The sequence below is a fragment of the Edaphobacter modestus genome (genome assembly GCF_004217555.1).
Classification (GTDB): domain Bacteria; phylum Acidobacteriota; class Terriglobia; order Terriglobales; family Acidobacteriaceae; genus Edaphobacter; species Edaphobacter modestus.
In genome coordinates this window covers 4,740,747-4,766,902 of sequence record NZ_SHKW01000001.1, presented here as the reverse complement: position 1 = coordinate 4,766,902, position 26,156 = coordinate 4,740,747, and the positions used below count along the sequence as shown (strand labels likewise).

Genomic DNA, 26,156 nt, shown 5'->3' with positions numbered 1-26,156 from the left:
CTTAACGGAGGTTCATGAGCACTCTCGGCAATCGCATCGCATTGGTTACAGGAGCTTCGCAGGGAATCGGGCGAGCTGTAGCCCTCGAACTGGCTCGGCGAGGAGCGCACGTCGCTCTCGCAGCAAGGAACATTGAAAAGCTGTCCGCAGTCGAAGCTGAGATTACCTCCGCCGGTGGAACCGCAAAGGCCTTTGGGCTCGACGTCGCCAGCGAGGAATCCATCAAGAGCGGCGCCAAAGCCATTATCGGACACTTCGGCAAGGTCGAGATCCTCGTCAACAATGCCGGCATCACCCGCGACATGCTCTCCTTGCGCCTGAAGCGCGCCGACTGGGACGACGTCCTCACCACCAACCTCACCGGAGCCTTCCTGCTCTCGCAGGCCGTCATGTCCTCGATGGTCAAGAACCGCTGGGGAAGGATCATCAACATCACCTCGGTCGTAGGACAGATGGGGCAGGCAGGACAGGCCAACTACGCCGCCTCGAAGGCCGGCCTCATCGGCATGACCAAGTCTCTTGCCCGCGAGCTGGCCAGCCGCACCATCACCGTTAATGCCGTTGCGCCCGGCTACATCGAAACCGCGATGACCGCCGTCCTCACCGAAGAACAGAAGAAGATGAACGCTCAGTACATCCCGCTCGGCCGCGTCGGAACCGACGCCGAGGTCGCCTACGCCGTCGCGTTTCTCGCCTCGGACGAGGCCGCCTACATCACCGGTCACACCCTCGACGTGAACGGTGGAATGCACATGGGCTGAGAGCCCCAGGATTCAAAATGCCGACCATCGCGCTCAAAGAGGCCCGCAGCGAGGAAGACATCCTCGCTGTGCGCCGCCTGATGCGGGAATACGGCGACTATCTCGCCAACAGTCCCTCCGGAGCCGCAAGCATCTGTCTCACCGGCTATGAGCAGGAGCTCCAGAACCTCCCCGAAGGCTACACTGCAATCCTTCTGGCCGAAGTCGACGGCATCCCCGCCGGGTGCGTCGCCCTCAGGGAGATCGTCCAGGATCACCGAGCCTGCGAGATGAAGCGTCTCTGGGTCGCCTCCGGCTTCCGTGGCCTCCGTCTCGGTCGGCGACTCGTCGAGCAGGCCATAGCCTGGGCCACGATTCAGGGATTTCAGTCCATCTATCTCGATACCGTGCCGGCAGCCATGCCGGAGGCAGGCCGCTTGTACGCCAGCCTCGGCTTCGTGCCCATCGAACGCTACAACCAGAATCCCCTCCCGGGTGTGGAGTTCTTCCACCGCCCCCTCGGTAACGTCCGATAACCAGAAAAAGTCTGTTGCCGAAATAGATTCCTCCAGAGCCTGGGGTTCAAGTAAAACTTCAGGTCATCGCTCCATCTCCATGCAGACGAACCTCCGCTGGTACAAGTACCGACAGGACTGAAAGATAGGGATTGACCACCGCTCCCAGGGTGTTTACTTTGTGGCTAATGGCCACCATGCAAACACTTTCTGCCGAGTTAGAAAATGAGCCCACCGAGGCTCTTTCCATTGCATTGAATATCGGGAATACGATCCGAAGCTACCGGCTCCAAAAAGGGATGTCGCAGGGCGACATCGAAAAACGGACCGGACTTCTGCGCTGCTATCTGTCGCGCGTGGAAAACGGCCACACCGTCCCTTCCCTAGAGACCTTGCAGAAGATCGCCCGCGCGCTCGACCTGCAACTGGCCGAGTTCTTTGCCGAGGAGATCGTCAGCAAGGAGATGTCGTCGCTCCACCTCAACGAGGACGAGATCCGCTTCCTCACTCAGGTGCAGCGTTATTCGGCAAACCTGGGAGAGAGTGATCGCCGGCTGCTGCTGGCGATGGTCCGAAAGTTCTCCCAGACCGCCCTCACCTAATCAAGAATCTGCTTTCGTGATCTCGGATCTGACTACGTTTGTTTACCGCAGGTTGGCGATCCAGTGGCCGAAGAGCGCGAGCATCAGCGCTGCAACCGCGAAAGTAAGTTTCTGTCGCGTCAGATAGCGTGCCCGGCCGCTGGTCATCCTCGGAACAAGGGGGACGCCCAGCGCGAGGCCCGAGAGAAACCCGCCAACGTGCGCCGAGTTGTCGATGCGGATCAGCGGCAGCACAACCGTCGCCAGCCCGATCACAAGATTGAGCCCCGCAAACTGGATCACGGAGCGGCGAAGGCGATGCAGTTCGAGGGTGGGAATGGGAAGCTTGCGATTGGAGAGCAGGACAATCAGGATTCCCGCGATCCCGAAGACGGCTCCCGAGGCTCCCGCTCCCACCGAGACGAAGTCGCGCATCACGATGTTGACCAGCAGGCTCAGAAGATTGCCCGCCACACCGGTCAGCATGTAGACCGCGATCATGCCCCACGGCCCCAGCAGCGGCTCTCCCAGCAGCCCCAGATTCCACAGGCACCACATGTTCGTGAGCAGATGGATAAGCCCCACATGCACAAAGGTGGCGCTCAGCAGCCGATACCACTGCCCATGCAGCACCAGTGCAGGCACATTGCCTCCAAAGTGAATCAGCTGTGCCGGGGTCGGCGAAGCCGGGTCGACTCCATGAAGAATCATCCACAGAAAAACGGCGCAGTTGATTCCGAGCAGAACATAGGTTCCCGGTGCTGACAGGATGCTGCGCGTGCGGCGGCGCGGAGCCGGAATATCTTCCGCGATATAAGCGCCCGGCGGATCGCCAGACGGAAGGATCTCGCCTTCAGGCTGATGTGAGGAGGACATGAGGTCGTTCCTTCAGGTTACCAAATGCCGAGCCGCGGCGAAGAGAAGCGCAATAGGAAAGGAGGGCTCGATTGGCCCTCCTTCCTTGGATTCCCGCAAAGGTCAGGCTGCCTTGGTAAAGCGGTTGCGAAGATCGGATGGGATCCGCTGCTGAACGATTTCGCCCAGGAATCCCGGAAGCGGGGTGGCGACAGCGACCAGAACCCACAGAAGCGTAGAGAGCACCAGTCCGGTGACCGCAACCGCCTCGAGCGAAATCGCCACGGCGTGCGCCTGGTAAAGGTGAAGCTCAACCTTGCCGATATGGGTGATGAGCTCAACCCGGTGGATAATCACCGCGGCAAGAAGGAAGGCAACAATCGACAGCGTGCTGACCGAGATCAGCAGAACATCGATCGTCCGAGCCACCCTCTGACGGTGTCTGCAATGGCTGCACTCGGCAAAATGTTGTTCATAGTCCGTTCGCATAGCCGGCGAAAGACCGGAGATATCGTAACGCCAGCCGGAGAGAATCGCGCCCACAACCTGATCGTTGCAGCGGGCGGAGCGATCGTGACGGCCATCTCCTGATTTTGAGGCAAATCTTTTCATCATCTTTTCAGACTTCATTCTACCGTGTTTGATAGCCGGGAGCAGCGAAAAGATTTGATCCAGAGGTAGCTGCCCCGCCAACACTGCGCTTCACTGATTGCAAAATCTCCTTTATCTACAAAGAGATCGGGGCCAGCGGAGCGGTCTGCTCCGCCAGCAAAATGCGGTTTCCAAGCAACGTCGGATGGTTCATCAGCGCCTGTTCGGCCGAAAGCCGGGCCAGCTCCGGTGCATTATTCGACTCCGACAGATGTCCCAGCACGATGTAGGCTGCCGCGCCGTCGTAGTCCCGCTCCAGAAACTCGGCCGTGGCCAGATTGGAGAGATGGCCCACGCGCGAGAGCACGCGCTGCTTGACGCTCCACGGATAAGGACCGTCCTTCAGCATCTCCAGATCGTGGTTGGACTCCAGCAGCAGAACGTCGATCCGCTTCAGCGCGGTCTTGACGTTCGGCGGCATATAGCCAAGATCGGTCGCCACCGCCATGCGGACTCCCTCCGACGCGAAGACGAAGCCGCACGGATCGGCTGCGTCGTGCGGAATGGTGAAGGGAGTGATTTCGATATCGCCGATCGAGAACTGGCTGCCCGAGCGAAAATACTCCACGGCAGGAAGATAGGTCGGGTCGGCCTTCGCGGAGGGCTTCTGCGCCGCCTCCAGCTCCTGCTCCTCCGGCTCTGCGGAGTCTGGGCTGCTCGAGGAAGACTCGACTGCCGCCGACATGCTGTCACAGAGTCCCGGCTCGGCGTCGGCAGAGACGGCTGACGCGGCATGGGCCCGTGCTTCCTTCTCCCGCTGCACATGGTCGAGCCACTGCGCATACGACATCGTCGTGCGCGGCGTCAGCATGCGAACCCAGGCGCGATGCGTCGGCTCCGTAAGGTAGACCGGAACTCCAAGCTTTCGTGCCAGGACTCCAAGCCCCGCCACGTGGTCCTGATGCTCATGCGTGATCAGGATCGCGTCGAGTGCCGCCGGATCCTCCCCCGCCAGCACCATGCGCTTCATCAGCTCGCGGCAGGAAAGTCCCGCATCCACCAGAACCCGCGTTCTTGAAGAAGAGATGACCGCGCTGTTCCCCTTGGACCCGGAAGCTAGCACCGTCATACGCATCATGGCTCTACGATACGCCCGATCGTTGTGAGTTTTCGGGCAGGGTTACTCCTTTGGTTCCGGAAATTGGGGCGACAACTCGATGCGCTCGATATCGGAGAGCAGGATCGAGTGACCGGCCGTTCCCTTCTGCGCCCACGTACCGTCAGGCCCAGGAACCACCTCGAGACAGAAGAGGTCGGGCGTCTCTCCTTCGTCGAAGACAAAGAGAATCTGCGCGAGCAAGCGGTGGCCCTGAATCGTCTCCAGGACGACCACCTTGTCGATCAGCGTCGGAAGAAGGGCGCGTTCCGCTTCGGTCACTTTTGCACAGAATGGCGCAGCGGCGCGAGAAAGTTCACCGTCGAGCGAAGAACCACCTCGTTGCGCTGGTTGTAGGCGAGCGTGCGTGTGCGCACCACGCCATAATCCGGACGGGAGTTGGAGTGGCGCACACCGACTACCTCGATCTCGGTGCGGATAGCGTCGCCAGGGCGCACCGGCTGCGTCCAACGCATCTCCTCGACGCCGGCGCCGATCATGCCGCCAAAGACTGGAACCGACTGCACCCGCAACCGCATCACGATCGCCGCCGTCAGCCATCCCGAGGCCGCCAGGCCTTTGAAGAAAGAGCCTTCGCCAGCCGCTTCATCCAGGTGGAACGGCTGGGGGTCGTACTTCTGGCCAAACTCCTTGATCTCCTCGGCCGTCACCTTCGCGCTGCCCACCGAGTTCATCTTCTGGCCGACATAAAAGTCTTCAAAGAACATCTCTTTCGGCATGGAATCTCCTGGAAGGTAGTTTACCTCCCGCAGTTTCAGTACACCGCGACTAGGTGTAGGTATAAAATCCGCGTCCGGATTTGCGACCGAGCCAGCCTGCATCCACCATGCGGATCAGCAAAGGACAGGGACGATACTTCGGGTCACCGATTCCCTGCTCCAGCACGCGCATGATATCCAGGCACACATCGAGCCCGATGAAGTCGGCCAGCGCCAAAGGCCCCATCGGATGGGCCATGCCAAGCTGAAAGATCTTGTCCACGGCTTCAGGAGTGGCCACCCCCTCCATCACCGCGAAGACGGCCTCGTTGATCATCGGCATCAGGACCCGGTTCGAGATGAAGCCCGCGGCATCGTTTACCTCGACCGGCGTCTTGCCCAGCGCTACCGCGAGCGTCTGCACCGTCTCAAAGGTCTCCTGCGACGTCTCCAGCCCGCGAATCACCTCGACCAGCTGCATCACCGGCACGGGATTGAAAAAGTGCATCCCGATCACCTGTCTCGGACGCGAGGTCTGGGCCCCTAGCTTCGTGATCGAGATCGAGCTGGTGTTGCTGGCAAGGATCACTTCCGCACGCAGGATGCGGTCGAGGTCGCGAAAGATCTCCGCCTTCACCTCCAGTCTCTCCGTCGTTGCTTCGACGGCAAAGTCGCAGCCTCCAAGCGCCTCGCGATCCAGCGCAGGGACGATGGCCGCCCGGGCCTCTTCCGCCTGCCGTTGCGTAATCTTCGCCTTCGATACCTCGCGGGCAAGATTCTTCTCGATGGTCGCTATGCCACGGTCCAGCAGATTTTGAGCAACATCGCAAAGCAGAACGCGGTAGCCCGACCGCGCAGCCACGTGGGCGATGCCATTGCCCATGGTTCCGGCACCGAGTACAGCGATCGTTTTGATCTCGTTCATAGCAATGGTTGAATGCGACCCGCAGTGTAGCAGCTTCGCGAGCTAAGTCCGCTTCAGGGACACCAGGAGCACGGTGATGTTGTCACCGCCTCCTCTCTCATTCGCCGCCTCGACGAGCTCTCTGCAGGTCGAGTGCAATACCGCCTGCGTCACGACCGGTGGAACCCGGCACAGGATCGTGGCAATCTCGTCATCGGTCAGGTCGCGCGTCAGTCCGTCTGACGCAAGCAGGTAAAGATCGCCCGGACGCGGATCGAAATCGTGAATCTCCGGCTCCACCGTTGCCTGGGAGCCCACGGCACGGGTGATGAGATTCCGCATCGGAGACTCCATCGCCTGGGCCTCCGTAATCTGCCCCGCCCGCACCTGCTCCTCCACCAGGGAGTGGTCCTCCGTAAGTCGCTCGAGATTCCGGTCGCGCCACAGATAACAGCGGCTGTCCCCGACGTGGACCAGCCACAGGGCGGCAGCATCGTCGTTCTCGCGCACCGCAGCAGCGTGCACCAGTCCCACCAGCGTAGTACCCATGCCGGTCAACTGAGGGGTGCGCTGTGCCTGCTGAAAGACGGCACGATTCGCCGCCTGGACCGCCGCACCGATCCGTGCCTCGACCTGCGCAGGCCGCGTCCCGTTTCGCCCAAGATGCGATAGAAAGGTCTCGGCCGCAAGATGGCTGGCGACCTCGCCCCCCGCTGCCCCGCCCATGCCATCGCAGACGACAAACACTCCCGACAGCGGAGAGGCCGCACACGTATCCTCATTGCCTCGCCGTATCCGGCCGCGATCCGACAACATAGCGAAGATGAGGTCCCTGGATGCCACTCGAAAAAATCTGATCCGCAGAAAACGATACACTCTGGCCGGAAGAAGGCCAAGACTACGGTAGTGTTAGGAGGAAACGAAAGGAACCGGAATGGGGAAGAGCGGTAACCGCATCCAACTGGCAGATAACCTGTTGGCGTTGCGGAAGATGAAGACTGAATCGGTGGAACTGATCTACATCGACCCGCCCTTCAACACCGGCCGCAAGCAAAACCGGCCCCAACTCCGAACCATCCGCGACGAAAACGGCGACCGCACCGGCTTCGGGGGCCGTCGTTACCGCACCGAACGGGTAACCGGTGAAGGTGCGGGAGCCGGTTACCTTGACCAGTTCGACGACTTCCTCGGCTTCCTCCGGCCGCGCATGGTGGAGGCCTACCGCATCCTCACCCCCACGGGCTCGCTCTTCTTCCACATCGACTACCGCGAGGTGCACTACTGCAAAGTCATGCTCGATGAGATCTTCAGCACCGAAGGTGCTATGTCAGGCCGCGACTGCTTCCAGAACGAGATCATCTGGGCCTACGACTACGGCGCGCGCTCCAAGAAAAAGTGGCCCGCCAAGCACGACAACATCCTCTGGTACACCAAGGACCCAAAGCGCTACACCTTCCACCTCGACGAATGCGACCGGATCCCCTACATGGCTCCCGGCCTGGTCGGCGCAGTGAAGGCCGCCCGCGGCAAGACCCCCACGGATGTCTGGTGGCACACCATCGTCTCGCCCACCGGCAAGGAGAAGACGGGCTACGCCACCCAGAAGCCCCTCGGCGTCCTCGAGCGCATCGTGAAGGTCCACACCAGTCCCGGCGAGACCGTACTCGACTTCTTCGCAGGCAGCGGAACCGCGGGTGAGGCAGCCGCCAAAAACGGCCGAAAGTTCGTGCTCGTCGACGAGAGTGCGGAGGCGGTGAAGATCATGAAGCGTCGGCTCGCAGCCTACCTGCCGAAAAAAAGTTAGGTGTTGTGCGGATCGACGGACTTGAAGCCGTAGGTCTCGTAGCGCGTGGTCAGCCTGCCGTTGGCGACGGTCACCACGGTAAAGCCCTCGGGAGTTCCCATGCGTACGCCCTGCCACCAGTTGCCGGAGACGGCTCCGCTGGTGATGTAGGGAATACCATGCCACTCCACCCGTTCGTTGATGTGCGTATGTCCCTGCAGCACGCCAAGCACGTTGTGCCCCTCGAACAGAGGCAGAACCTCATTGGCATTCGCAATTGTCAGGCCATGGTGAGCCTCCGGCTGGGTCGGCAGGGGAACATATGACGAGAAGGCCGAGACCAGCGGGATATGCACCGAGACGATCACCGGCGTTCCCTTCGGAAGCGCGGCCAGGTCCCGCGAGATCCACTGAATCTGCTCCGCGTCGATGCGGCCCTCGTAGGCCCGGTCCGAGGTCACCCCGATCGAATCCAGCACCATGAAGTGGTGCCCCTTGTGATCGAACGAGTAATACACCTTGCCGAACCGGTCCTCGAACAGCTTCTTTCCGTAAAGCGGGTCGGTCGGTGCCACACCGCTCTTGGGATAGATTCCGACGACATCGTGATTCCCGATCGTGTGATAGACCTTCATCCCCAGGTCCTGCTCGGTCTTTCCGTAGAGATCGAAGAGCGAGAGAGCGCGTTCCTTCGGGACCGCCAGCGAATCAAACACATGATCTCCGCCCTGAATGGCAAAGTCGGCCTTGATGCCACGCGCCTTCCTGAAGGCCATCTCCGTTCCCTTGGCCGCATCCAGCTCCGGCTGGATATGGGTATCGGTGACAAAGAGAAAGCTGAACGACTCGGCGGCTGGAGCGGCGAGAAGCGAAGAAGGCGCAGCAGCAGCAGCACCGGCTGCTCCGATAAGAGTGAGGAATTCGCGGCGGGTAGTCACGCGCTCATTTTAAGGCGAGTTTGTAACAGCACGAAGAACACCTTTTACGAGGAATCGATTCTGCTCCTCCGCCAAGAGGACGATAGAATTCGAAAGATGAAGTATCTGGTGGCTTTACTGGCAGTTGCAGGCATCGTCGTCTCGGCCATGGCACTCCGTGTGCACTACATGGACCCCTCCCAGGCTCCACCCTGCGCCGTCACGGAAAAATTCGACTGTGGTGCCGTAAACCATAGCCGGTTTGCGGTCTTTCCTCCGCGCACCTTCGACGAACCCGCGACCGGGGGGCATCACATTCCCATCGCAACCATCGGCATCGTCGGCTATGTGATGATTGCTGCCTTAGCTCTGGCCGGATGGTGGTGGCTGGCATTTCAGGCATCGCTCGTTGGTTTTATGTGCGCGTGTTTTTTGAGCTACCTTGAGGCCTTCATCCTCGAGAAATGGTGCATCTACTGCTTATGGTCGCAGTGCATAATCACGGTGATCCTGCTGGCGACCGGAATCACGCTTCTCCTGCGGACCATGCGTACACGGCACCTCACGCCGATGGAAAGGTAGGACTCAACCGAATGTGGCCCAGGGTACTCATGCAGCTCGTCGAACTATTACCCCACGTAAGCCGTCTCCTACCGATCGCCGACCGCTACCTCTCGTCGAAGGCCGCGGGCGAGCGAGCCAGCGAGGCTACCCTGGCCGTCATGGCCGAAGGGGTCCAGGCAGATCTCGGCCAGGTCGCCAAGGCTCATGCCAGCCTCTATCGTCAGCTTCAGGAGCAGGGAATCCAGCTCGCCGCCGTCGGCGAGGATGTCCGCCACCTCCGCACGTCGCTCGATCAGTCCGAGCGCCGCGTGGTCACTCTGGAGCAGCGGGTCCGCACGCTCAACCTCTGGATCAAAATTGGCGTCAGCCTTACCACCGTTCTGCTGCTCGTCATCCTTGGACTCCTGCTCAGAAAGTAGTGATCCCCTCTGGCAAAGCGTAAAATGACCTCATGGGAATCAGCCGCGAACAAGCCTTGGACTGCTTCAGAAGCGACGACCTGATCGGTATCGGCATGGAAGCCGATGCGATCCGCCGCCGCCTGCATCCAGAGGGCGTGGTCAGCTACATCATCGACCGCAACATCAACTACACGAACTTCTGCACCGAGTACTGCACGTTTTGTGCTTTTTATCGTCCGCTGAAGGGGAAGATGGCCTCCGAGGGCTACATCCTCGACTTCGAGACCATCTACCAGAAGATCGCCGAGACCGTCGAGATGGGCGGAACCGGCGTGCTCATGCAGGGCGGCCTGCACCCTGACCTCAAGATCGACTGGTTCGAGCGCCTCTTCCGCGGCATCAAGGAACGATTCCCCTCTATCTGGCTGCACTGCCTCTCCGCCAGCGAGATCCTCGCCATCGCCGAGTACTCCGAGCTCTCGCTCCGCGACACCATCATGCGCCTTCGCGACGCCGGTCTACAGTCGATCCCCGGCGGCGGCGCCGAGATCCTCGACGACGAGGTGCGCCACCGCATCGCGCGCCTGAAGTGCAAGACGCAGGACTGGGTAGATGTCCACCGCACTGCACACGAGCTCGGCATGCGAACCACCGCGACCATGATGTTTGGCGTCGGCGAGACCTTCGAGCAGCGCGTCAACCACTTCGAGGTCGTCCGCAAGCTGCAGGAAGAGACAGGAGGCTTCACCGCCTTCATCCCCTGGAGCTTCCAGCCCAACAACACCGCCCTCGGCGGTCGCGGATGGGACGAGGCCACCTCGGTCGAGTACCTCAAGACACTCGCCATCTCGCGTATGTATCTCGACAACATCGAGAACGTGCAATCGAGCTGGGTAACACAGGGCCTCAAAGTCCTGCAGATGGGCCTGCGCTTCGGCGGCAACGACGTCGGCTCGGTCATGCTCGAAGAAAACGTCGTGAAGGCTGCCGGAACCTCCAACTGCACCACCGAAGAGGAGTTGCGCCGCATCATCCGCGACGCAGGCTTCAAGCCCGTACAGCGCGACACGCTCTACCGGACCATGTTCCTGAACTGATTCGTACCAGGGCCAATGTGTCCGAGAGATAGTCGTGGTCATTCTGTATGACAGATAGTTGGGGTCATTCTGTACGAGAAATCGTCGGAGCATTCCACAGGAAACCCCTGGGCAGGAACCCCCTCGGCTCAATCAAAAAGTGTCATCCTTCGACTGCGCCTCTCGCAGTCTCATCGCGAGAGGCGCAGTCGAAGGATCTGCGGTTTCCCCCCCGATCCCCCGCCATCCACGCCGATAACCCGGAAGGCCGCTTCACGTAAAATCGGGTTCAATTAGAATTAAGCTTTCGCCGGAGCAGTGTCCTGTCCTTTTCGCTTCCATCCATAATCTCGACCATCGGGCTGTTCGTGGCCCCGCACGGGTTCAGCCACTATTGGAAGTCGCACTACCTCGACCAGACCTTCAAGGGACTCTACCGCTGGAACGCCTTCGACACCTGGCTGCTGATTCCCTACTTCATCGTCATGGTGATCCTGGCGTTCTACGGCATCCACCGCTACCAGCTCGTCTGGCTCTATTACAAGAACCGCAAGAACGCCGCCAAGTGGGACGAGCCGCCTGCGCGCTGGCCTGAGGGCGAGCTTCCCTTCGTCACCATTCAGCTTCCCATCTACAACGAGCAGTTCGTCATCGACCGCCTCATCGACGCCTGCTGCCGCCTGAACTATCCCCGCGACCGCTTCGAGATTCAGCTCCTCGACGACTCCACCGACGAGACCATTACCGTCGCCCAACAGATCGTCGAGCGCTACGCCACCGGCTTCGCCGGCATGGACCCGCAGCCCATCACCTACATCCATCGCACCAACCGCCACGGCTACAAGGCAGGCGCGCTCGATGCGGGACTTAAGGTAGCTCGCGGCGAGTTCGTCGCCATCTTCGACGCCGACTTCGTTCCCCCGGGCGAGTGGATCATGCAGGTCATCCATCACTTCGCCGAGCCCGAGATCGGCATGGTGCAGACCCGCTGGACGCATCTGAACCGCGACTACAGCTTCCTCACCCAGGTCGAGGCCATCATGCTCGATGGCCACTTCGTGCTCGAACACGGCGGCCGCTCCCGAGCCGGAGTCTTCTTCAACTTCAACGGCACCGCCGGCATGTGGCGCCGTGAGACCATCGGCAGCGCCGGAGGCTGGCAGCACGACACCCTCACCGAAGACACCGACCTCAGCTATCGCGCCCAGATGGTCGGCTGGCGCTTCAAATACCTGCAGGACGTCGAGTGCCCCGCCGAGCTTCCCATCGAGATGACCGCCTTCAAGACCCAGCAGGCACGCTGGGCCAAGGGACTCATCCAGACCGGAAAGAAGATCCTTCCCCGCGTCATGAAGAGCGACCAGCCCTGGCACACCAAGCTCGAGGCCTGGTATCACCTCACCGCCAACCTCAGCTATCCGCTGATGATCGTGCTCAGCGTACTCCTGATGCCCGCCATGATCATCCGCAGCTGGCAGGGTCTTCTGCAGATGCTGCTGATCGACCTTCCGCTCTTCATGGCCAGCACCATGTCCGTCTCCAGCTTCTACCTCGTCAGCCAGAAGGAGCTCTTTCCGAAAAGCTGGGGCAGAACCTTTCTGTATCTTCCCTTCCTCATGGCACTCGGCGTGGGGCTGACCATCACCAACACCAAGGCCGTCCTCGAGGCGCTGTTCGGCGTGCAGTCCGCCTTTGCCCGCACACCGAAGTATCGCGTCAACAAAAAAGGCGAAAAGAGCCAGGCAAAGAAATATCGCAAACGCCTCGGCATCATCCCCTGGATCGAGCTCGCCATCGGATGCTACTTCGCCGCCACCGTCTGGTACGCCTTCTCCACCGAGAACTACTTCACCATGCCGTTCCTCGTCCTCTTCGTCTTCGGCTACTGGTACACCGGCCTGCTCAGCCTGCTGCAGGGACGCTTCGAGCGCTTCGGCACAGCCGGGCAGGAGTTCCACGAGAAGCCGTACCCGATGGGCATCTAGTCTTCGAATCTGATCTTGGAATTTAGCTTCTAACCAAAAAGATCATCAGGGTTGCCCCTGTGCACCTGCGCCAGCAGGTCACCTCCATGAAGCTACGATCGGAATCCAGCCTCATAAAATCTAAGATTCGTGCCACGGATGTGTCATCCTGAGCGGAGCGCAGCGCAGTCGAAGGACCTGCGGTTAGAGCAATGCAGGATCGCCCGGCTTTAGGCTCAGCACAGTAACAGCAAGGAGCACCGCTCAAGATGAACGTACGACCATGGATCGCAGTAACCCTTCTTACCTTGTCCTGTAGTTCTTCGCACGCCCTCGACTCCGTCCCCAAACCCGAGTACCGCCAGCGCCGCGTTGCTCTCGCGGAGAAGATCAAAACCGGCGTGGCCATTCTCTTCGCCAACGAGGAGCCCACGCTCGAGTATCAGGACTATCGGCAGGACGAGGATTTCTACTACCTCACCGGATGGAACGAGCCCGGCGCCGCCATGGTCGTGATTCCCGCCGCCGCAGCAGCACCCGAGACTCCCGGTACCGGAGGACTCGGTGGCCGTGCCGCACAGCCCTACCGCGAGATCCTCTTCCTCCCCTCGCGCAATCCCCGCACGGAGAAATACACCGGCCCCAAGATGGACGCCGCGACGCCCGGAGCCGCCGCCACCACCGGCTTCGACGAGGTGCTGCCCATGACCGAGCTGCCCTCCGTGCTCAACAAGCTCGCCCTGGCCGACCGCACCCGCATGCGCAACGTCTGGGCCGAAAAGAACTCCGCGCAGACCAATGCCCTGCTGGGATTCGTCGCTTCCACGCTGGCCCTTCCCTCCATCGATCCGGCAGCCGACCTCTCGCAGCCTCTTACAGAGTTGCGCGCCTTCAAATCGCACGCCGAAATCGAACTGATCCGCAGGGCCTCCGACGCCTCCATCGCCGCTCAGCTCGCAGGCATGCGGGCCATCAAGCCCGGCGTTCGCGAGCGTACCGTAGCCGGCATCGAGATTGAAAAGATGATGCAGGAGGGCTGCGAGCGTCCCAGCTATCCTCCCATCGTCGGCTCCGGGCCGAACTCGACCACGCTGCACTACAGCGAAAACTTTCGCACCATGCAGTCCGGCGACCTCGTCGTCATCGACGAAGCCGGCGAGTACAGCATGTACGCCTCCGACATCACTCGCACCATGCCGGTCAACGGCCACTTCACCGCCCGTCAACGAGAGATCTATGACCTCGTCCTCGGCGCGCAGCGAGCCGCAGCAGCGGCCTTCGTCGCCGGCAAATCGAAGATCAACGACCCGGAGCACAAGCATCCCGACTCACTCGATACCGTCGCCTTCAACTACATCAACGAGCATGGCAAAGACCTCCACGGCCAGCCCCTCGGCCAGTACATGGTTCACGGCATCGGTCATCTCGTCGGCATCGACGTGCACGACCCCTGGGACTACTCGAAGCCCCTCGAGAAGGGCATGGTCTTCACCATCGAACCCGGCATCTATCTCCCCGAGGAGAACATCGGCGTTCGCATCGAAGACGTTGTCTACGTCGACGCCAACGGCAAGCTCGTCAATCTCATCGCGAACCTTCCCCATGAGGCCTCCGAGATCGAATCCGCCATGCGGAAATAAACTCCTCTACAAAATCCTCCACAAAAAACAGAAAAGCCCGGCGATAAGCCGGGCCTCTCTGTTTCCACCCACGAAACTTACCAGCGAATTCCAACCGTCACCGGGAAGTACCCTGTGCGCTTGTTGTTCTCCGGGTAGTACGACGCAACCGAATTTGTGCTCGGCTGGTTGTCCACCCAGGCATAGCGCGCTTCGGCATACAGCTTCTGGGAAGCGAAGCGGGAGAGTCGATATGTAAAGCCGACTCCTCCACTGACGCCACCCGCATTGTTCGAATAGTGATCGAAGGTCTGATTCTGCGTGAACTGGTAGCAGAAACCGAAGAAGTCGCAGTACACGCCCGTGGACGGCAGCGTGAAGTTCGTCAGCTTCCTGTAGAAGCCGCCGCCACCGATGACGTACGCTCCCATCTTGTCACCCTGGTAGTAGGTGTACATCGGGTTCAGCGTAATCGACCACATGTGCGCATTTCCATCGAGACCCGCAAAACTGACCGGGGTGCCCGTGTCATCCACCAGCCCCAGGCTGTTATAGCGAACGAACTGCCGGTCCAGGTTGCCGCCGGTAAGTCCAAACCTGTCGTAGTCGTACTGCAGCAGCACGGCAAACTTCTTGTTGAAGTTGTAGCCTCCAGCCACCTGAACCTTCCAGTTCAGATCGAGTTCCTTGCCGGATGAACCTGTCGGCAGGCCGAACCCGCCTCCAGCGGCGAACGTATATTTATTTGAACCATCCGCGTGATGCCAGCGATCGCTGTAGTTGGTACGCCGGCCATATCGCCGTCGCGGCGGAGGCTGGTCCTCGCTCGTTCCAACATTGAAGTTCTCCGCCGAAGCCGTCTCTTCCACTCCGACGCTCGAGCTGTAGCTCAGATCCGCAGGCTTCGTCAGATCGATTGGAGCCATCAGGCTCTTCTTCAGATCGACAGCCGTTCCCGCAGGTGCGGAGTTCGTCTGCGCAGATACACACAGGCTCGTCGCGGCGCTCAAAAAGGTGATAGCAGCTGCACGGGAAATCACCCTCGAGAGACGGTTCTTTTTAATTGTCAGGTACATCCTCAAGCTCCCCTAAGAAGAATTACTGATCCCGTATAACCCCAACTCGATGTGCTTGTTGTGTAGGACGCGCAAAAAGCGGTTTTGGATGACAAGCTCCTGTGGAGTTTTGTGACGAGCCCAAACTGGAAGGGGCATCCCGGCAGGAATGCCCCTCTCTAGTCTCTAGTGAATATCGAACTGTTCGGGATGGAGGCTCGGATCCGACTTCACCAGGATCGTCTTTCCAACCATCTCTTCCATCTCCTGCAGCCACTTCGTCGACGACTTCAACTGCTTCACCACATCGGGATGAACGCGCAACATCACGTCTCCGCGATCCAGGTGCCTGGACATCTTCCGCATCTCGACGTAAATGTCGTTGCACACCGTCACCGGCGACTTCACCATGCCGGTTCCCGTGCAGATGTTGCATTGCGTCGAAAGTGTCCGTTCCAGCGACTGCTTCACCCGCTTGCGTGTAATCGCCACCAGGCCAAAATCGTTGAACTGCAGAATCTTCGATGGCGCCCGATCATGCTTCAGCTCCTCTTCGAGAGCAGCCATCACACGGTTGCGGTTCTTGCGCTCATCCATGTCGATGAAGTCGATGATGATGATGCCGCCCAGGTCTCGCAGACGAATCTGGCGCACAATCTCAGGAATCGCGTCCAGGTTCGTCTTCACGATCGTATCCTCGAGCCGAGCCGTCTTTCCGACATACTTGCCCGTATTGATGTCGATCGCCACCAGCGCCTCGGTCTGGTTGATCACAATCGATCCGCCCGACTTCAGCCACACCTTCGAGCGCAGCGCCTTGTTAATCTCCTCGGTGATGCCGAACTGCTCGAACAGCGGCGTCTCCTTGGTATAAAGCTTCACGCGGCGAATCAGGCTCGGCTGAAAGCGCTGCAGGAAGCGCAGCACACGCTCATACTCGCTCTCCGAGTCCACCCAGATCGCCGAGAACGTATCCGTCACCTGGTCGCGCAGAATGCGTTCCACAAGGTTCAGATCGTGATAGATCAGCGCCGGAGACTTCGACGACTCCGACCGCTGCTTGATGTCGGCCCACAGGTTCAGCAGGAAGCGCAGGTCCGAGCGCAGCTCCTCTTCGCTCGCGCCCGAAGCCGCCGTGCGCACAATAAAGCCGCCGGCCGCATCGCCCTTCTCGCTCAGCAGAATATCCTTCAGCCTGCGACGCTCCGAGTCCGACTCGATCTTGCGCGAGACGCCCGTATGGTTCACCGTCGGCATAAACACCAGGAAGCGGCCCGGCAGAGCGATGTGCGATGTAATACGCGCACCCTTCTTTGCGATCGGCTCCTTCGCAATCTGTACCAGGATCTCCTGTCCCGGCTTCAGAAGCTCGGTAATCGCCGGCAGATCGGTCGCCTGCATCGAGCTGCGGCCCCGTCCACGGCCACCACCGCCGTTACGATCGCGATCTCCGCCATGGCCCGAATGACGTCCGCGGTCTCGGCTGCCTCCCCGGCGCTCACGGCGTCCACGGCGTCGCTCCAACTCCCGGCTCCGCTCCTGCCCTGGCGCCGCGCCGTCAGCCGCTGCGACAGGCTCACCCTCTTCGGCAAACTCATCCTGCGGCAGGTCTTCTTCCGCGTCCTCAAGGTCTTCGGAACTCGCATCCTCCGCTTCCGTGCTCTCGAAGCTGCCATCGTCGATAGCATCCTCTTCCTCAAAGTCCTCTTCGTCTTCTTCAGGACTGGGCCTTGTAATCTGATCGATGGACATCTCGCGGATCATCGTGCCGAGATCGGCTGCGCCTTCCAGCGTCTCCTCCTCGTCCAGATCGTCCAGCTCTTCGATCGACGAGGCATGAAGCATCCCCGTGTCGTAGTCCTCATCGTCGATCACCTCTTCGTCCACCTCGCCCACACCCGGCTCAAACGCCTGCTGTGCAGCCTCGGTCTCCACCGGATCGCTGACCGGCTGAGGCGAAACCATCTCGCCACTGGCATGAATCGACGTGATCTCGTGCGCGTCCGTGGCCTCCGGGACAGCAGCCTCTACGGCATTCCCACCGTCCGTAGCGTCATTCTCGCGCTCGACGGTCAGCTCCATCTGCTCAATCTCGGCATGCGGCAGCTCCGTGTGCTTCGCCGCAATCTCCTCAACCGGCGAACTCGCCTCTTCCTCTACCGGCGCGCTCTGCCGAAACTCGCTGGGAGCAACCGGATCGAACCTGTAAGAGGCCGATGCCTCGGTCGGCTCATACTCCGCCGTCTCCACCTGCTTTTCCTGTTTCTTCTCGACCGGAGCGCTTACAAGCTCCTCCTTCGGGGTCTCCTCGATAGCCTCAGGAACCTCGGCGGCCACCGCGGCCGGCTGTTCTACAGGCTTCGGTTGCTTCGAAGGCTTCGGCTGCTCCGCGGGCTTCGGCTGCGACCTGCGATGCCGCGAAAGCGATTCTCCCGGAAGAACCGATCCACCATCCCATCCCGTGGGAATTTCGTAGCCCGGCGCAGAAGGAACCGCTGCTATGGGTGCGGCCTCTTTCGTAGCTTGAGAGGCGGGCTCTCCTCCCGTCCGGTACTTCGACAGCGACTCACCCGGCAGCACAATCGGCTCGTAAGCGACGCCATCCTGCCCGGAGCTCTCCTCCGAAGCGTTGTCCAGACCATAGAACGACGTCTTCGGCGCGAATCCGCGCGGCGTCCGCCGGCCTCGATCACGATCCCGTCCGCCGCGTCCGCGCTCTTCCCGTCCACCCCTGTCCCGGCGCTGTAAGCCTTCTCTCGGCTGCTCATCTGTCTCCGCCGCGCCCTGGGGGGCGGCCTCCTGAGGCTCTTCCGCCGCTTCCATCTCCAGCAACGGCTCCTCTGGCGCACCTTCGACATCCTGCGAATCGGCATCCGTATTCGCTACATTCCCGTCGCCCGCTACATTCGCCTCGCCGCCCTGCTGCCGGCCACGTCCACGACGACGTCCACGACGCCCGCGCCACCGGCGGCTGCCATCTGCGCCCGGCGCTCCTTCTCCCACACTCTCGACCTGGCTCTCCGGGGCGCCCTCTTCAGGGGCCTCCAGGGCCTCCGGAGCATAGCTCTCCGTCGCCGTATGCTCTTCGCTTCCCTGCGAGGGTTCTGCGCTCGCCTGGCGATCCCGGTTGCCGCCACGATCCCGGCGATCCCGCCGCCCGCGTCCGCCACGGTCTCCACGCTCACGGTCTCCACGCTCCGGACGGCTCGGCTCTTCGGGCGCAGCCGTGCCCTCCAGCGTCGCCGGCTCCCGGTTTCCCCGATCGCGTCTTGCACCACCACGCTGCGCGCTTTCAGCGTCAAAGTCGGCCGTATCCCCGGCCTCCTCCATAAAGTCGGTGATGTACAGGAAGGCGTCGCGCTCCAGGCCAATGTCCACAAAGCTGGACTGCATGCCCGGTAGAACGCGCGTCACGCGGCCGTTATAAATCGACCCGGCCAGCGTGTACTCATTCTCGCGTTCGTAATAAATCTCTGAGAGGGCGTCGTCTTCGACGATGGCAAGCCGCGTCTCGTGCGGCGTGCTTGAAATATAAATTTCCTTCGACATTTCTTCTGCTCTTTTCTGCCCGGTACGGGCGGCAGACGAGGCAGAGAGAATCGAGAACCTACCTAACCAAATCGCTAGGTGCAGCTCACCGAAGAACGGACAGGAAATGGAACAAGTGCAGACTCGACTGGACGATCATAAAATGGGTAAACAACTCTGCCAGTAGCCCTTCCGCGAGATGCGGTCAGGACGGGCCCATAGAGATCGGATACACCAGGAGAACCTTCGAGCAACTGCCTGTATGCGGACTTTGTGACCAGGACAACCTCAATCTTTATGCTTTGAGGCGGGGCCGTTTGCCATCCGGATACACTCATCTTCCGTAGAACCTGTCCGGCCAACGGACCGAAGTCTCTCGCCTGGCCGGCCTTTTTTTTCAAATCTTGTTAGCCGCTCCGGCGGTCTTCGCCTGAAAAGGAACGGGATATCACTGACCCGGCATCTACAGCCTGTCAGCGTGCTGTACGTAGTATTGCACTAAATCCGTGAGAGCCGCCAGTGGCATTCCCGTTGCCGGAAAAATCCGCAAACAACTGTGGGAAAAACCCCATAACCCTCCCGTAACACGCCCGTCCCTTCCCGAATGCGTTCCCAGCGATTCCCGGCTGCCCACCCATGGGAAACCCTCCCAATCCACCCAAAAACCTGTCAACCCCAAAAGTCACCTAAACCAAACAAAACAAAAGACATCGAAGGTGCCGATCAGTTTCACTCGTTTTGCTAGACTTTTAACTAGAGAGAGAAAAGGATCGAGAATCAGAGAGAAGGATCGAGAATCCATAATCCTCCCACAAGTAACGTGTATTCAATATTTTAGGGGTTAAACCGTTTTCTTTGAATACTTTAGCGCTCTGATTTTGATTAAATAAAACAAAATAAAATACTTACGAGATAGATGTATGGGGGGTACCCTAGTTCACAAACCGTCGCATCCGGACATTCATCACGATTCCCAGCGCAAGAAACGTGAACAGGATCGAAGATCCGCCATAACTCATCAGCGGCAAGGGAATTCCCGTAACCGGCATCAGCCCCACGACCATGCCGATATTCACCGCAATCTGGAAGACGATCACCGCCACCACGCCCATGATGATGTAGGTTCCGGCAAGGTCCGCCGCTGTCTGCGCGTTCTGGATCAATCGCATCAGGATCAGAAAGTACAGCAACAGCACTCCCATCGCGCCGACGAAGCCATGCTCCTCGCAGAAGGCCGCGAAGATGAAGTCGGTATAGGGAATCGGAAGAAAATCGCCCTGGGTCTGCGTGCCTTTGTTGGCTCCCTTCCCCCAGATCCCGCCCGAACCCACCGCGATCAGCGATTGGCGGATCTGGTAGCCCGATCCCTTCGGATCGGAATCAGGATTGATGAAGGCGTTGATCCGAGCCTGCTGGTACGGCTTCAGCCGCTTGCCGCTCTTCCAGGCGACTCCGCCCACCAGCGTCAGGGCGAACACAATAACGACCATCTGCCGCAGACGGATTCCTCCCAGGAACAGCCCCGCCATCAGGATCGGCGAGTAGGTCAGTGCCGTGCCCAGGTCCGGCTGAGTCAGAACCAACGCCATGGGAACGCACACCAGGGCCGCGGCCTTGCCGATGTCCGGCCACGTCAGCTCTTTTCCGGAGAGGTTCCAGAAGTAGCGCGCCACCGCCACAATCAGCACCAGCTTCACCCACTCCGATGGCTGAAAGTGAACGCCGCCGCCCAAGTTGATCCACCGCCGCGCCCCCAGGACCTTCTGACCGGCAACCTTCACCGCGATCAGCGAAAAAATGCTGATTCCATAGGCCCAGGGAACGATGTCCAGAAGGCGATGGTAGTCAATCGCCGAAATCACAAACATCAGCAGCAGCCCGGCGGCCAGAAAGCCGATCTGCTTCTGCTCGAAGCCGTGAAACTTCGTATGCAGCGTGGCCGATTTGATCTCGAGCACGCTGATGATCGACAGCACGCTGACGAAACCGAGCAGGACCCAGTCGAAATCGCGATAAGAGGAGAGACGAACCATCTTCAGAGATTGTGCATCCAGTGTAGCCGCAGCCAGCAACTCTCCATAATCCTCGCGGCCAAGGATCGGAGCAAAGGATTAGTTGGTCGATCGGCTCCGGAAGTCTTCGGAGCAGCATCCTCGGAGTCTGCCGCGGCGGTCACCGGTGCCGGAGCGACCGCGGCGATCCGGATATTGTTGGCACGCTTCCGCTGCTTTTCCACGAAGGTGTCGATAATCCCTGACGCAAGCCTGGCGGAGTTATTGCCCCAATAGCCGTGCTCCCACAGAACTGCTACGACGATATCGGGGTTGCGTCGGGGTGTCATTCCTACAAACCAGGCGTTGGGAATGGTGTTCTTGTTCTTACTGTTCTTCTCGCGCCCGCCGACTATGTCCGCCGTACCGGTCTTGCCTGCAAAGTCGATGCCTTCCAGGCGGGCGGCGTAGGCAGTACCAATCGGCGAAGATGTCACGTTGTACATGGCGTCGGTGATGATCTGCCAGTTCTCCGTTGACAGAGGAATCGTCTTTTCGCCGGAACCGGGAAAGGTCTCATGAATCGCTTCCAATTGATCCGGAGGAACCTCATCCGGGAAGACCACATGGGGACGGCGGAGGACTCCCCCTGAGGCAATACCGGAGAGCGCCCGGGCGAGCTGGATGGGGGTTGCTGTGACAGCGCCCTGACCGATACCGACCGAGATCGTCTCTCCGGCGTACCACTTTTCATGCTGCGTCTTGAGCTTCCAGGCGGTCGAGGGCATGGTGCCCGAGACCTCGTCGGGAAGGTCGATGCCGGTCTTCTGCCCTATGCCTACAGAGGTGGCGTACCGAGCTATGGTGTCAATTCCGAGACGGTTGGCGAGCGTGTAGTAGAAGGTATCGCACGAGTAGGGGATGGCGTTGTCGATGGTCACCATGCCGTGGTTGCGGTCGCAGGAGAAGTAGTGCCCGTAGAAGGTCGCACCGTGATTGCAGGGCACGTGCATGAGCTGGGCGACGCCCTCCTGCAGGCCGGCGACGGACATGATGATCTTGAAGGTGGACCCTGGAGCCAGTTGCGCCTGGATCGCCTTATTCAGCAGCGGATGCTCGGGGTTGGTCAGAATCTCATTCCAGTAGCTCTTCGAGAGCCTTACGGAAAACTGGTTGGGATCGAAGGTCGGCCGCGAGGCCAACGCAAGAATCTCGCCGGTGTGCGGGTCCATGGCAACGATTGCGCCGTTCTTGCCTTCTATGGCCTTCTCGGCCGCTATCTGCAGGTCGAGATCGATGGTCAGCTTTAGATCTTGCCCCGGCTTCGCCATCGTCTCTCCCAGGTGCCCGATCTCCTTGCCGTGCGAGTTGACGATCACGTCGCGGCTGCCGTCCACACCGCGCAGAAGAGCGTCATAGGTCGCTTCGACTCCCGACTTCCCGACCACGTCGCCGGGCTGGTAAAAGGCGTACTTCTCCTTGTTCAGATCCTCTTCGGAGATCTCGCCGACATATCCGATCAGGTGGGCCGCAAAGCCATCGCGAGGGTAAACTCTCCGCTGTTCTTCGAGCGTCTCCAGCTCCGGCAGTTCGTTGCGATGCGCCTCGATGAAGGCCTGCTCGTCGGGAGTGATGTCCTGTTTCAGGGGGATCGGCTGGTACTTCGGTGATAACTGGAACCGCTTCAGAGCTGCCTCGATCTGTTCCACCGTGAGATGCAGTCCCGAAGCAATCTTTGGCAGGTCGGCGCTGAGATCCTTCACCTGCTCGCGAAGCAGATAACAGGAGACCGAGGGATAGTTGTCGACCAACAGCCGTCCTTCGCGGTCAAACAGCCTTCCGCGCGGCGCCATCACCGGCACCTTTCGGATACGGTTGGCCTCTGCCATGGCACGAAAGTTATCGGCGCTGACCACCTCCAGCCGCCACAGACCTATCGAAAGGATTACCAGAATGGCCGCGACCAGATACTGTGCCGCATGCAGCTTGCCAAGAGGCAGCTTTTCGGCCTTGCCCAGCGCCAGCTCGGTTTGCGGGTTCAGTTCCATATCGCTCCAGAGATGCAGAATAGACGTTTCAGCGGGTCATTCCGCTCTTTTCGTGTGGTCGAGCAGAAGAAAGACGGGGATCGCGATGACGGTGTTTGCCAGTGCACGCAGCAGCTCCTGAATCCACTCCATATGCAGCTGGGCCTGTCCCAGGAGCCTGCGGCCGATCAGGAACAGCAGCACACTGTTCAACATCGAGAACGCGAAGTTCATCACGACGCGGGTGGTCAGGTTGTCCACGTCCACCTGGATGCCGATGCTCGCGGCGATGTAGCCGATCACCGACTTCGCCATGCCGTTCACCCCGATGGGCCGACCGGTCAACGCATCCTGCACCAGCCCGATCGCCGCGCCCGTCAGCGTTCCCACCGCAGGGCTTCGCCGCGACACAGAAAAAAAGATTGCCACAATCAGGGGAAGATCGAGCATCGAAAAGCGCCAGTAGAGCTTCGACAGCAAGACCTGCAGCACAATCGCCGCCACGGGAACAAGCAGCGTGACCGCAGGCGAAAAGCTGTGCTCTTCGAGCTCTCGGCGAGATGTATAGCTAATGCTGGGCATAAAGTTTAGTTGTCCGGGTTTGCGCTCTCAGGCTTTGGCTGACGCTGCTTTGGCGCCGGCGGTGCGTCCGTCGCCGGTGGAGAATCCTCTCCCTCGCTCCGAGGCTGAGACTGCGAAATCCCCCGCTCCGGACGAGGCACCATCGGCGCGTAGCTGGGAGCCTCATGTTCGGCTCCCGGCTTCAGAGACGATGCCGGAGGCGTCGTGCCCGTGGTGTAGCGATCAGGATGCATCGTTGGCGGCGGCTTCGGCACAGCCGGGGTCGTCGGTGCAGGCTTGGCATCCGGGGAGGCGCTCTGTTCCGCCGTCTCTCCCTCGTGAATGCTCGGCAGCTTCTCGGCGATAATCTGCGCAGCGGATCTTGCCGCGGCCTCGGCCGCAGCCTCGTCGGCGGCCGCCTTCGCCGCGGCGATCTCCTTCGCCGTTGCCACTCCCTGTGCCAGATCCTTCTGGGCAACCGCCGGCAGATCGCCCTGGGTTCCAGTAATCACCAGAACCTCTTCGATCTGAAAAAGGTTGGTCGACGGCTTCACCTGGATGATGGTGTAGGGCTGATGGTCCGGGTCCGGAGCGATGGATTCGATCGTACCCACGCTCAACCCGCGCGGATACACCTGGTCTCCCCCCGAGGTGAGGACCTTCTCTCCGGTTTTAATACGAGAATCGGGGGTCAGGTTGGTGATCACAATATGCCCGACCTGGCTACCCCGCAAAATTGCCCGTATCCGGGTGGAGGCCAGCAGAACTCCCGCACCAGAGGTCGGATCATTAATCAGCAGAACCTGGGCTGTATGAGGAAAAGCCACACGAATCTTGCCTACGATTCCATCGGGCGTCATGACTGCCTGATCGACCTTCAATCCCTCCGCCGCTCCCTTGTCGAGGTACAACACACGGGATTGATCGGTTCCGCTGGTTCCGATCACTTGCGCGGCAACCGTTGAGGTTACGTAGTTTCGCTGAAAGTTCAGCATCGTCTGCAGACGATGTCCCTGCAGAGCGTCCTCGGCGAGTTGTGCCTGCTCAAGGCGCAACCGCGCGACTTCATCGTTCAGCTGGCGGTTCTGCTGCCGCGTGTCACGAAGGTCGACATAGTTCGACCAGCCATGGCGCACGTTGTAGCCGATGGAGTCAAAAAAGCGCTCAATCGGTGTCACTGCGCCGACCACCCAGCTCCGGAAGAGAGTCACCTTCTTTCCGTCTGGCGCACCCACCTCAGCCGGCCTGCGAACCTGAATGGCGAGGCCGATGGTCTGAGCCAGCAGCACAGCCACCAGAACCAGCACATTTTTGTATCGAGAGAAGAAAGACTCCATGGGTTTCCCTAATTATCCCGCGAGTGAGCCTCCCGCGGAGGTTGGCGCTTCTGATGCCTCGGGCAAGGTCTCCCGAAAATGATTTCAGAAGATCGTCGAGGCGAACTGGACCAGACCTTCGCGCCAGACGATGTAGCTGTGCGTTCCTTCCGGCTCCTCAAACCGGACCGCCTGACCTTTGCCCTGAAGCCAGGTCGCCAGCCGTCGGTTACTCTCCAGAAGCTCATCTTCCCGTCCGCAGACCATCCATACCGGACGGGCAGACTTCGTAAACGACGGTATTTCCGTATCAAAGTCCAGATTTATCAGTGCCGAGCTCTCGCCCCCGACCCAACCGAAGCGGTCAGGGTGACTGAGGCCGATGACGGTGCTTTCGAGCCCGCCCATCGATGCTCCCAGGATGGCCGTTCCAACGGCATCCTTTCTCACGTTATAGATCGACTCGACCTGAGGCATTACCTCTGTCAGGAGAGCCTTTTCAAACAGCCGTAGGTTCCTCTCCACAGCCACATGGTCGCCCCATAGGCCGTAATCGTCGGCGAACTTCCTTTCGCCATAGCCCAGCGGCATCACGACGACCATGGAACGCGCTTTGCCTTGTGCTATCAGGTTGTCGAGGATGAGGTTTGCCTGTCCGAACTGATTCCAGCTATCCGACCGGTCTCCCCACACATGCAGCAGGTACAGTACCGGATACGGTTTGGCCTTCAGATCGTAGCCTGGTGGGGTATAGACCACGAACTCACTCCGGTTGCCGGGAAGCCCCGTAACCACTTTGGATGTATAGGAATGGCTTCGTACGGCACCGGTTGGCGATCCGGCCTCCTCCCATGGTTGCGGCGGCTTTCCTGGAATCAGGAGAAGATCGTTTCCATACCGCCGTATCTGATTTTGAGGATCGTGAACCGTCCGCGCCTGCCCGTCGATCGCGAACCTGTATCCATAGATCTCGGGTCGGAGTGAGGCTGTAGTGACACTCCATACACCGTCGGCGCTCTTCTGCATGGGGAGTCGGTCAGCGCGATTCTCGAGCACCAGGTCGACGCGAGCCGCATGAGGCTCGTAGAAGCGGAAGGTGACGCTGCGGTCCGCATGGACCTCCGTGGAGCGGAAGTCCGGTGTCGCTAGCGCGGTCAGCGGCATTGCGCACCAGAGCAGGGCCGACAGTATCCCTCCGATCCTCATACAGAAGCCACCTCTGTCCTACGCGAGAAGTTTAGCCCAGAGCCTGGGACATTTGAGATCGAAGGAACGAACCTGCGGGGCCGCTCG

The 26,156-nt window shown here is 60.2% G+C and carries 24 protein-coding genes; 9 read left to right on the top strand and 15 right to left on the bottom strand.

Annotation, left to right across the window (positions count from 1 at the left end; all coding sequences use genetic code 11):
• The first annotated feature begins 14 nt into the window (after positions 1 to 14).
• The 3 genes from fabG (at position 15) to BDD14_RS20130 (ending at position 1,857) form a co-directional block, all read left to right on the top strand.
• Positions 15 to 761, top strand: coding sequence for a 3-oxoacyl-[acyl-carrier-protein] reductase (gene fabG / locus BDD14_RS20140; protein ID WP_130420626.1), 747 nt, complete (start codon positions 15 to 17; stop codon positions 759 to 761).
• A gap of 17 nt (positions 762 to 778) precedes the next feature.
• A complete protein-coding gene (locus tag BDD14_RS20135) occupies positions 779 to 1,276 on the top strand; it encodes a GNAT family N-acetyltransferase (RefSeq protein WP_130420624.1) in 498 nt (165 codons plus the stop codon).
• Between the two features lie 131 nt (positions 1,277 to 1,407).
• Positions 1,408 to 1,857 carry a helix-turn-helix domain-containing protein gene (locus BDD14_RS20130; RefSeq protein WP_341273315.1) on the top strand — a complete coding sequence of 150 codons (450 nt, stop codon included), beginning with the start codon at positions 1,408 to 1,410 and terminating at the stop codon, positions 1,855 to 1,857.
• A 42-nt stretch (positions 1,858 to 1,899) separates the two neighbouring features.
• Here the strand turns inward: BDD14_RS20130 and BDD14_RS20125 are convergent, their stop codons facing one another.
• The 7 genes from BDD14_RS20125 to BDD14_RS20095 form a co-directional block, all read right to left on the bottom strand.
• Positions 1,900 to 2,712, bottom strand: a complete 813-nt coding sequence (locus tag BDD14_RS20125; protein WP_130420622.1) for a rhomboid family intramembrane serine protease — start codon at positions 2,710 to 2,712, stop codon at positions 1,900 to 1,902.
• Positions 2,713 to 2,814: 102 nt separating this feature from the next.
• Positions 2,815 to 3,306, bottom strand: coding sequence for a hypothetical protein (locus tag BDD14_RS20120; RefSeq protein WP_242618081.1), 492 nt, complete (start codon positions 3,304 to 3,306; stop codon positions 2,815 to 2,817).
• A 112-nt stretch (positions 3,307 to 3,418) separates the two neighbouring features.
• Positions 3,419 to 4,420, bottom strand: coding sequence for an MBL fold metallo-hydrolase (locus BDD14_RS20115; RefSeq protein WP_130420620.1), 1,002 nt, complete (start codon positions 4,418 to 4,420; stop codon positions 3,419 to 3,421).
• A 42-nt stretch (positions 4,421 to 4,462) separates the two neighbouring features.
• Positions 4,463 to 4,720 carry a hypothetical protein gene (locus BDD14_RS20110; RefSeq protein ID WP_130420618.1) on the bottom strand — a complete coding sequence of 86 codons (258 nt, stop codon included), beginning with the start codon at positions 4,718 to 4,720 and terminating at the stop codon, positions 4,463 to 4,465.
• A complete protein-coding gene (locus tag BDD14_RS20105) occupies positions 4,717 to 5,178 on the bottom strand; it encodes a MaoC family dehydratase (protein WP_130420616.1) in 462 nt (153 codons plus the stop codon). The genes BDD14_RS20110 and BDD14_RS20105 overlap by 4 nt, the downstream gene beginning before the upstream one ends.
• Before the next feature lie 49 nt (positions 5,179 to 5,227).
• Entirely contained in the window at positions 5,228 to 6,082 is an 855-nt protein-coding gene (locus BDD14_RS20100; protein WP_130420608.1) for a 3-hydroxybutyryl-CoA dehydrogenase, read from the bottom strand.
• A gap of 42 nt (positions 6,083 to 6,124) precedes the next feature.
• Entirely contained in the window at positions 6,125 to 6,904 is a 780-nt protein-coding gene (locus BDD14_RS20095; protein ID WP_130420606.1) for a Stp1/IreP family PP2C-type Ser/Thr phosphatase, read from the bottom strand.
• 91 nt (positions 6,905 to 6,995) lie between these two features.
• On the opposite strand from BDD14_RS20095, the gene BDD14_RS20090 reads away from it, so the two are divergent.
• Positions 6,996 to 7,865 carry a DNA-methyltransferase gene (locus BDD14_RS20090; RefSeq protein WP_130420604.1) on the top strand — a complete coding sequence of 290 codons (870 nt, stop codon included), beginning with the start codon at positions 6,996 to 6,998 and terminating at the stop codon, positions 7,863 to 7,865.
• Here the strand turns inward: BDD14_RS20090 and BDD14_RS20085 are convergent.
• Complete coding sequence (locus BDD14_RS20085) at positions 7,862 to 8,782, bottom strand: metallophosphoesterase family protein (RefSeq protein ID WP_130420602.1); 921 nt, start codon at positions 8,780 to 8,782, stop codon at positions 7,862 to 7,864. The genes BDD14_RS20090 and BDD14_RS20085 overlap by 4 nt on opposite strands.
• 96 nt (positions 8,783 to 8,878) lie before the next feature.
• Between BDD14_RS20085 and BDD14_RS20080 the strand changes: the two genes are divergently transcribed.
• The 5 genes from BDD14_RS20080 (at position 8,879) to BDD14_RS20060 (ending at position 14,406) form a co-directional block, all read left to right on the top strand.
• A complete protein-coding gene (locus tag BDD14_RS20080) occupies positions 8,879 to 9,343 on the top strand; it encodes a vitamin K epoxide reductase family protein (protein WP_130420600.1) in 465 nt (154 codons plus the stop codon).
• An 11-nt stretch (positions 9,344 to 9,354) separates the two neighbouring features.
• Positions 9,355 to 9,744 (top strand): hypothetical protein, encoded by a 390-nt coding sequence (locus BDD14_RS20075; RefSeq protein ID WP_130420598.1) that lies wholly within the window; start codon positions 9,355 to 9,357, stop codon positions 9,742 to 9,744.
• Positions 9,745 to 9,776: 32 nt separating this feature from the next.
• Positions 9,777 to 10,823: a cyclic dehypoxanthinyl futalosine synthase gene (mqnC, locus tag BDD14_RS20070; RefSeq protein WP_130420596.1), complete on the top strand. Its 1,047-nt coding sequence runs from the start codon at positions 9,777 to 9,779 to the stop codon at positions 10,821 to 10,823.
• Between the two features lie 347 nt (positions 10,824 to 11,170).
• Complete coding sequence (locus tag BDD14_RS20065) at positions 11,171 to 12,787, top strand: cellulose synthase family protein (protein ID WP_242618080.1); 1,617 nt, start codon at positions 11,171 to 11,173, stop codon at positions 12,785 to 12,787.
• A 248-nt stretch (positions 12,788 to 13,035) separates the two neighbouring features.
• The gene (locus tag BDD14_RS20060; RefSeq protein WP_130420592.1) at positions 13,036 to 14,406 is read left to right on the top strand and encodes an aminopeptidase P family protein; all 1,371 of its coding nucleotides are present in this window, start codon (positions 13,036 to 13,038) and stop codon (positions 14,404 to 14,406) included.
• 77 nt (positions 14,407 to 14,483) lie between these two features.
• Here the strand turns inward: BDD14_RS20060 and BDD14_RS20055 are convergent, their stop codons facing one another.
• From BDD14_RS20055 to BDD14_RS20025, 7 genes are all read right to left on the bottom strand, one after another.
• Positions 14,484 to 15,461 (bottom strand): outer membrane beta-barrel protein, encoded by a 978-nt coding sequence (locus BDD14_RS20055; RefSeq protein ID WP_130420590.1) that lies wholly within the window; start codon positions 15,459 to 15,461, stop codon positions 14,484 to 14,486.
• Between the two features lie 165 nt (positions 15,462 to 15,626).
• Entirely contained in the window at positions 15,627 to 18,989 is a 3,363-nt protein-coding gene (locus BDD14_RS20050; protein WP_130420588.1) for an Rne/Rng family ribonuclease, read from the bottom strand.
• Between the two features lie 911 nt (positions 18,990 to 19,900).
• On the bottom strand, positions 19,901 to 21,001 hold the full coding sequence (gene rodA, locus BDD14_RS20045) for a rod shape-determining protein RodA (RefSeq protein ID WP_130423402.1): 1,101 nt from the start codon (positions 20,999 to 21,001) through the stop codon (positions 19,901 to 19,903).
• Positions 21,002 to 21,003: 2 nt separating this feature from the next.
• Positions 21,004 to 23,007 (bottom strand): penicillin-binding protein 2, encoded by a 2,004-nt coding sequence (mrdA, locus tag BDD14_RS20040; RefSeq protein WP_130420586.1) that lies wholly within the window; start codon positions 23,005 to 23,007, stop codon positions 21,004 to 21,006.
• Positions 23,008 to 23,043: 36 nt separating this feature from the next.
• On the bottom strand, positions 23,044 to 23,568 hold the full coding sequence (gene mreD, locus BDD14_RS20035) for a rod shape-determining protein MreD (protein WP_130420584.1): 525 nt from the start codon (positions 23,566 to 23,568) through the stop codon (positions 23,044 to 23,046).
• A 5-nt stretch (positions 23,569 to 23,573) separates the two neighbouring features.
• The gene (gene mreC, locus BDD14_RS20030) at positions 23,574 to 24,884 is read right to left on the bottom strand and encodes a rod shape-determining protein MreC (RefSeq protein ID WP_130420582.1); all 1,311 of its coding nucleotides are present in this window, start codon (positions 24,882 to 24,884) and stop codon (positions 23,574 to 23,576) included.
• An 84-nt stretch (positions 24,885 to 24,968) separates the two neighbouring features.
• Positions 24,969 to 26,069 (bottom strand): alpha/beta hydrolase-fold protein, encoded by a 1,101-nt coding sequence (locus tag BDD14_RS20025; RefSeq protein WP_242618079.1) that lies wholly within the window; start codon positions 26,067 to 26,069, stop codon positions 24,969 to 24,971.
• Between the last annotated feature and the right edge of the window lie 87 nt (positions 26,070 to 26,156).

Excerpts from the sequence above, each read along its gene's own strand:
- fabG (WP_130420626.1), top strand. The coding sequence starts at position 15 with ATGAGCACTCTCGGCAATCGCATCGCATTGGTTACAGGAGCTTCGCAG.
- BDD14_RS20135 (WP_130420624.1), top strand. The coding sequence starts at position 779 with ATGCCGACCATCGCGCTCAAAGAGGCCCGCAGCGAGGAAGACATCCTC.
- BDD14_RS20125 (WP_130420622.1), bottom strand. The coding sequence starts at position 2,712 with ATGTCCTCCTCACATCAGCCTGAAGGCGAGATCCTTCCGTCTGGCGAT.
- BDD14_RS20120 (WP_242618081.1), bottom strand. The coding sequence starts at position 3,306 with ATGATGAAAAGATTTGCCTCAAAATCAGGAGATGGCCGTCACGATCGC.
- BDD14_RS20115 (WP_130420620.1), bottom strand. The coding sequence starts at position 4,420 with ATGATGCGTATGACGGTGCTAGCTTCCGGGTCCAAGGGGAACAGCGCG.
- BDD14_RS20105 (WP_130420616.1), bottom strand. The coding sequence starts at position 5,178 with ATGCCGAAAGAGATGTTCTTTGAAGACTTTTATGTCGGCCAGAAGATG.
- BDD14_RS20100 (WP_130420608.1), bottom strand. The coding sequence starts at position 6,082 with ATGAACGAGATCAAAACGATCGCTGTACTCGGTGCCGGAACCATGGGC.
- BDD14_RS20090 (WP_130420604.1), top strand. The coding sequence starts at position 6,996 with ATGGGGAAGAGCGGTAACCGCATCCAACTGGCAGATAACCTGTTGGCG.
- BDD14_RS20080 (WP_130420600.1), top strand. The coding sequence starts at position 8,879 with ATGAAGTATCTGGTGGCTTTACTGGCAGTTGCAGGCATCGTCGTCTCG.
- BDD14_RS20075 (WP_130420598.1), top strand. The coding sequence starts at position 9,355 with ATGTGGCCCAGGGTACTCATGCAGCTCGTCGAACTATTACCCCACGTA.
- mqnC (WP_130420596.1), top strand. The coding sequence starts at position 9,777 with ATGGGAATCAGCCGCGAACAAGCCTTGGACTGCTTCAGAAGCGACGAC.
- BDD14_RS20060 (WP_130420592.1), top strand. The coding sequence starts at position 13,036 with ATGAACGTACGACCATGGATCGCAGTAACCCTTCTTACCTTGTCCTGT.
- BDD14_RS20055 (WP_130420590.1), bottom strand. The coding sequence starts at position 15,461 with ATGTACCTGACAATTAAAAAGAACCGTCTCTCGAGGGTGATTTCCCGT.
- BDD14_RS20050 (WP_130420588.1), bottom strand. The coding sequence starts at position 18,989 with ATGTCGAAGGAAATTTATATTTCAAGCACGCCGCACGAGACGCGGCTT.
- rodA (WP_130423402.1), bottom strand. The coding sequence starts at position 21,001 with ATGGTTCGTCTCTCCTCTTATCGCGATTTCGACTGGGTCCTGCTCGGT.
- mrdA (WP_130420586.1), bottom strand. The coding sequence starts at position 23,007 with ATGGAACTGAACCCGCAAACCGAGCTGGCGCTGGGCAAGGCCGAAAAG.
- mreD (WP_130420584.1), bottom strand. The coding sequence starts at position 23,568 with ATGCCCAGCATTAGCTATACATCTCGCCGAGAGCTCGAAGAGCACAGC.
- mreC (WP_130420582.1), bottom strand. The coding sequence starts at position 24,884 with ATGGAGTCTTTCTTCTCTCGATACAAAAATGTGCTGGTTCTGGTGGCT.
- BDD14_RS20025 (WP_242618079.1), bottom strand. The coding sequence starts at position 26,069 with ATGAGGATCGGAGGGATACTGTCGGCCCTGCTCTGGTGCGCAATGCCG.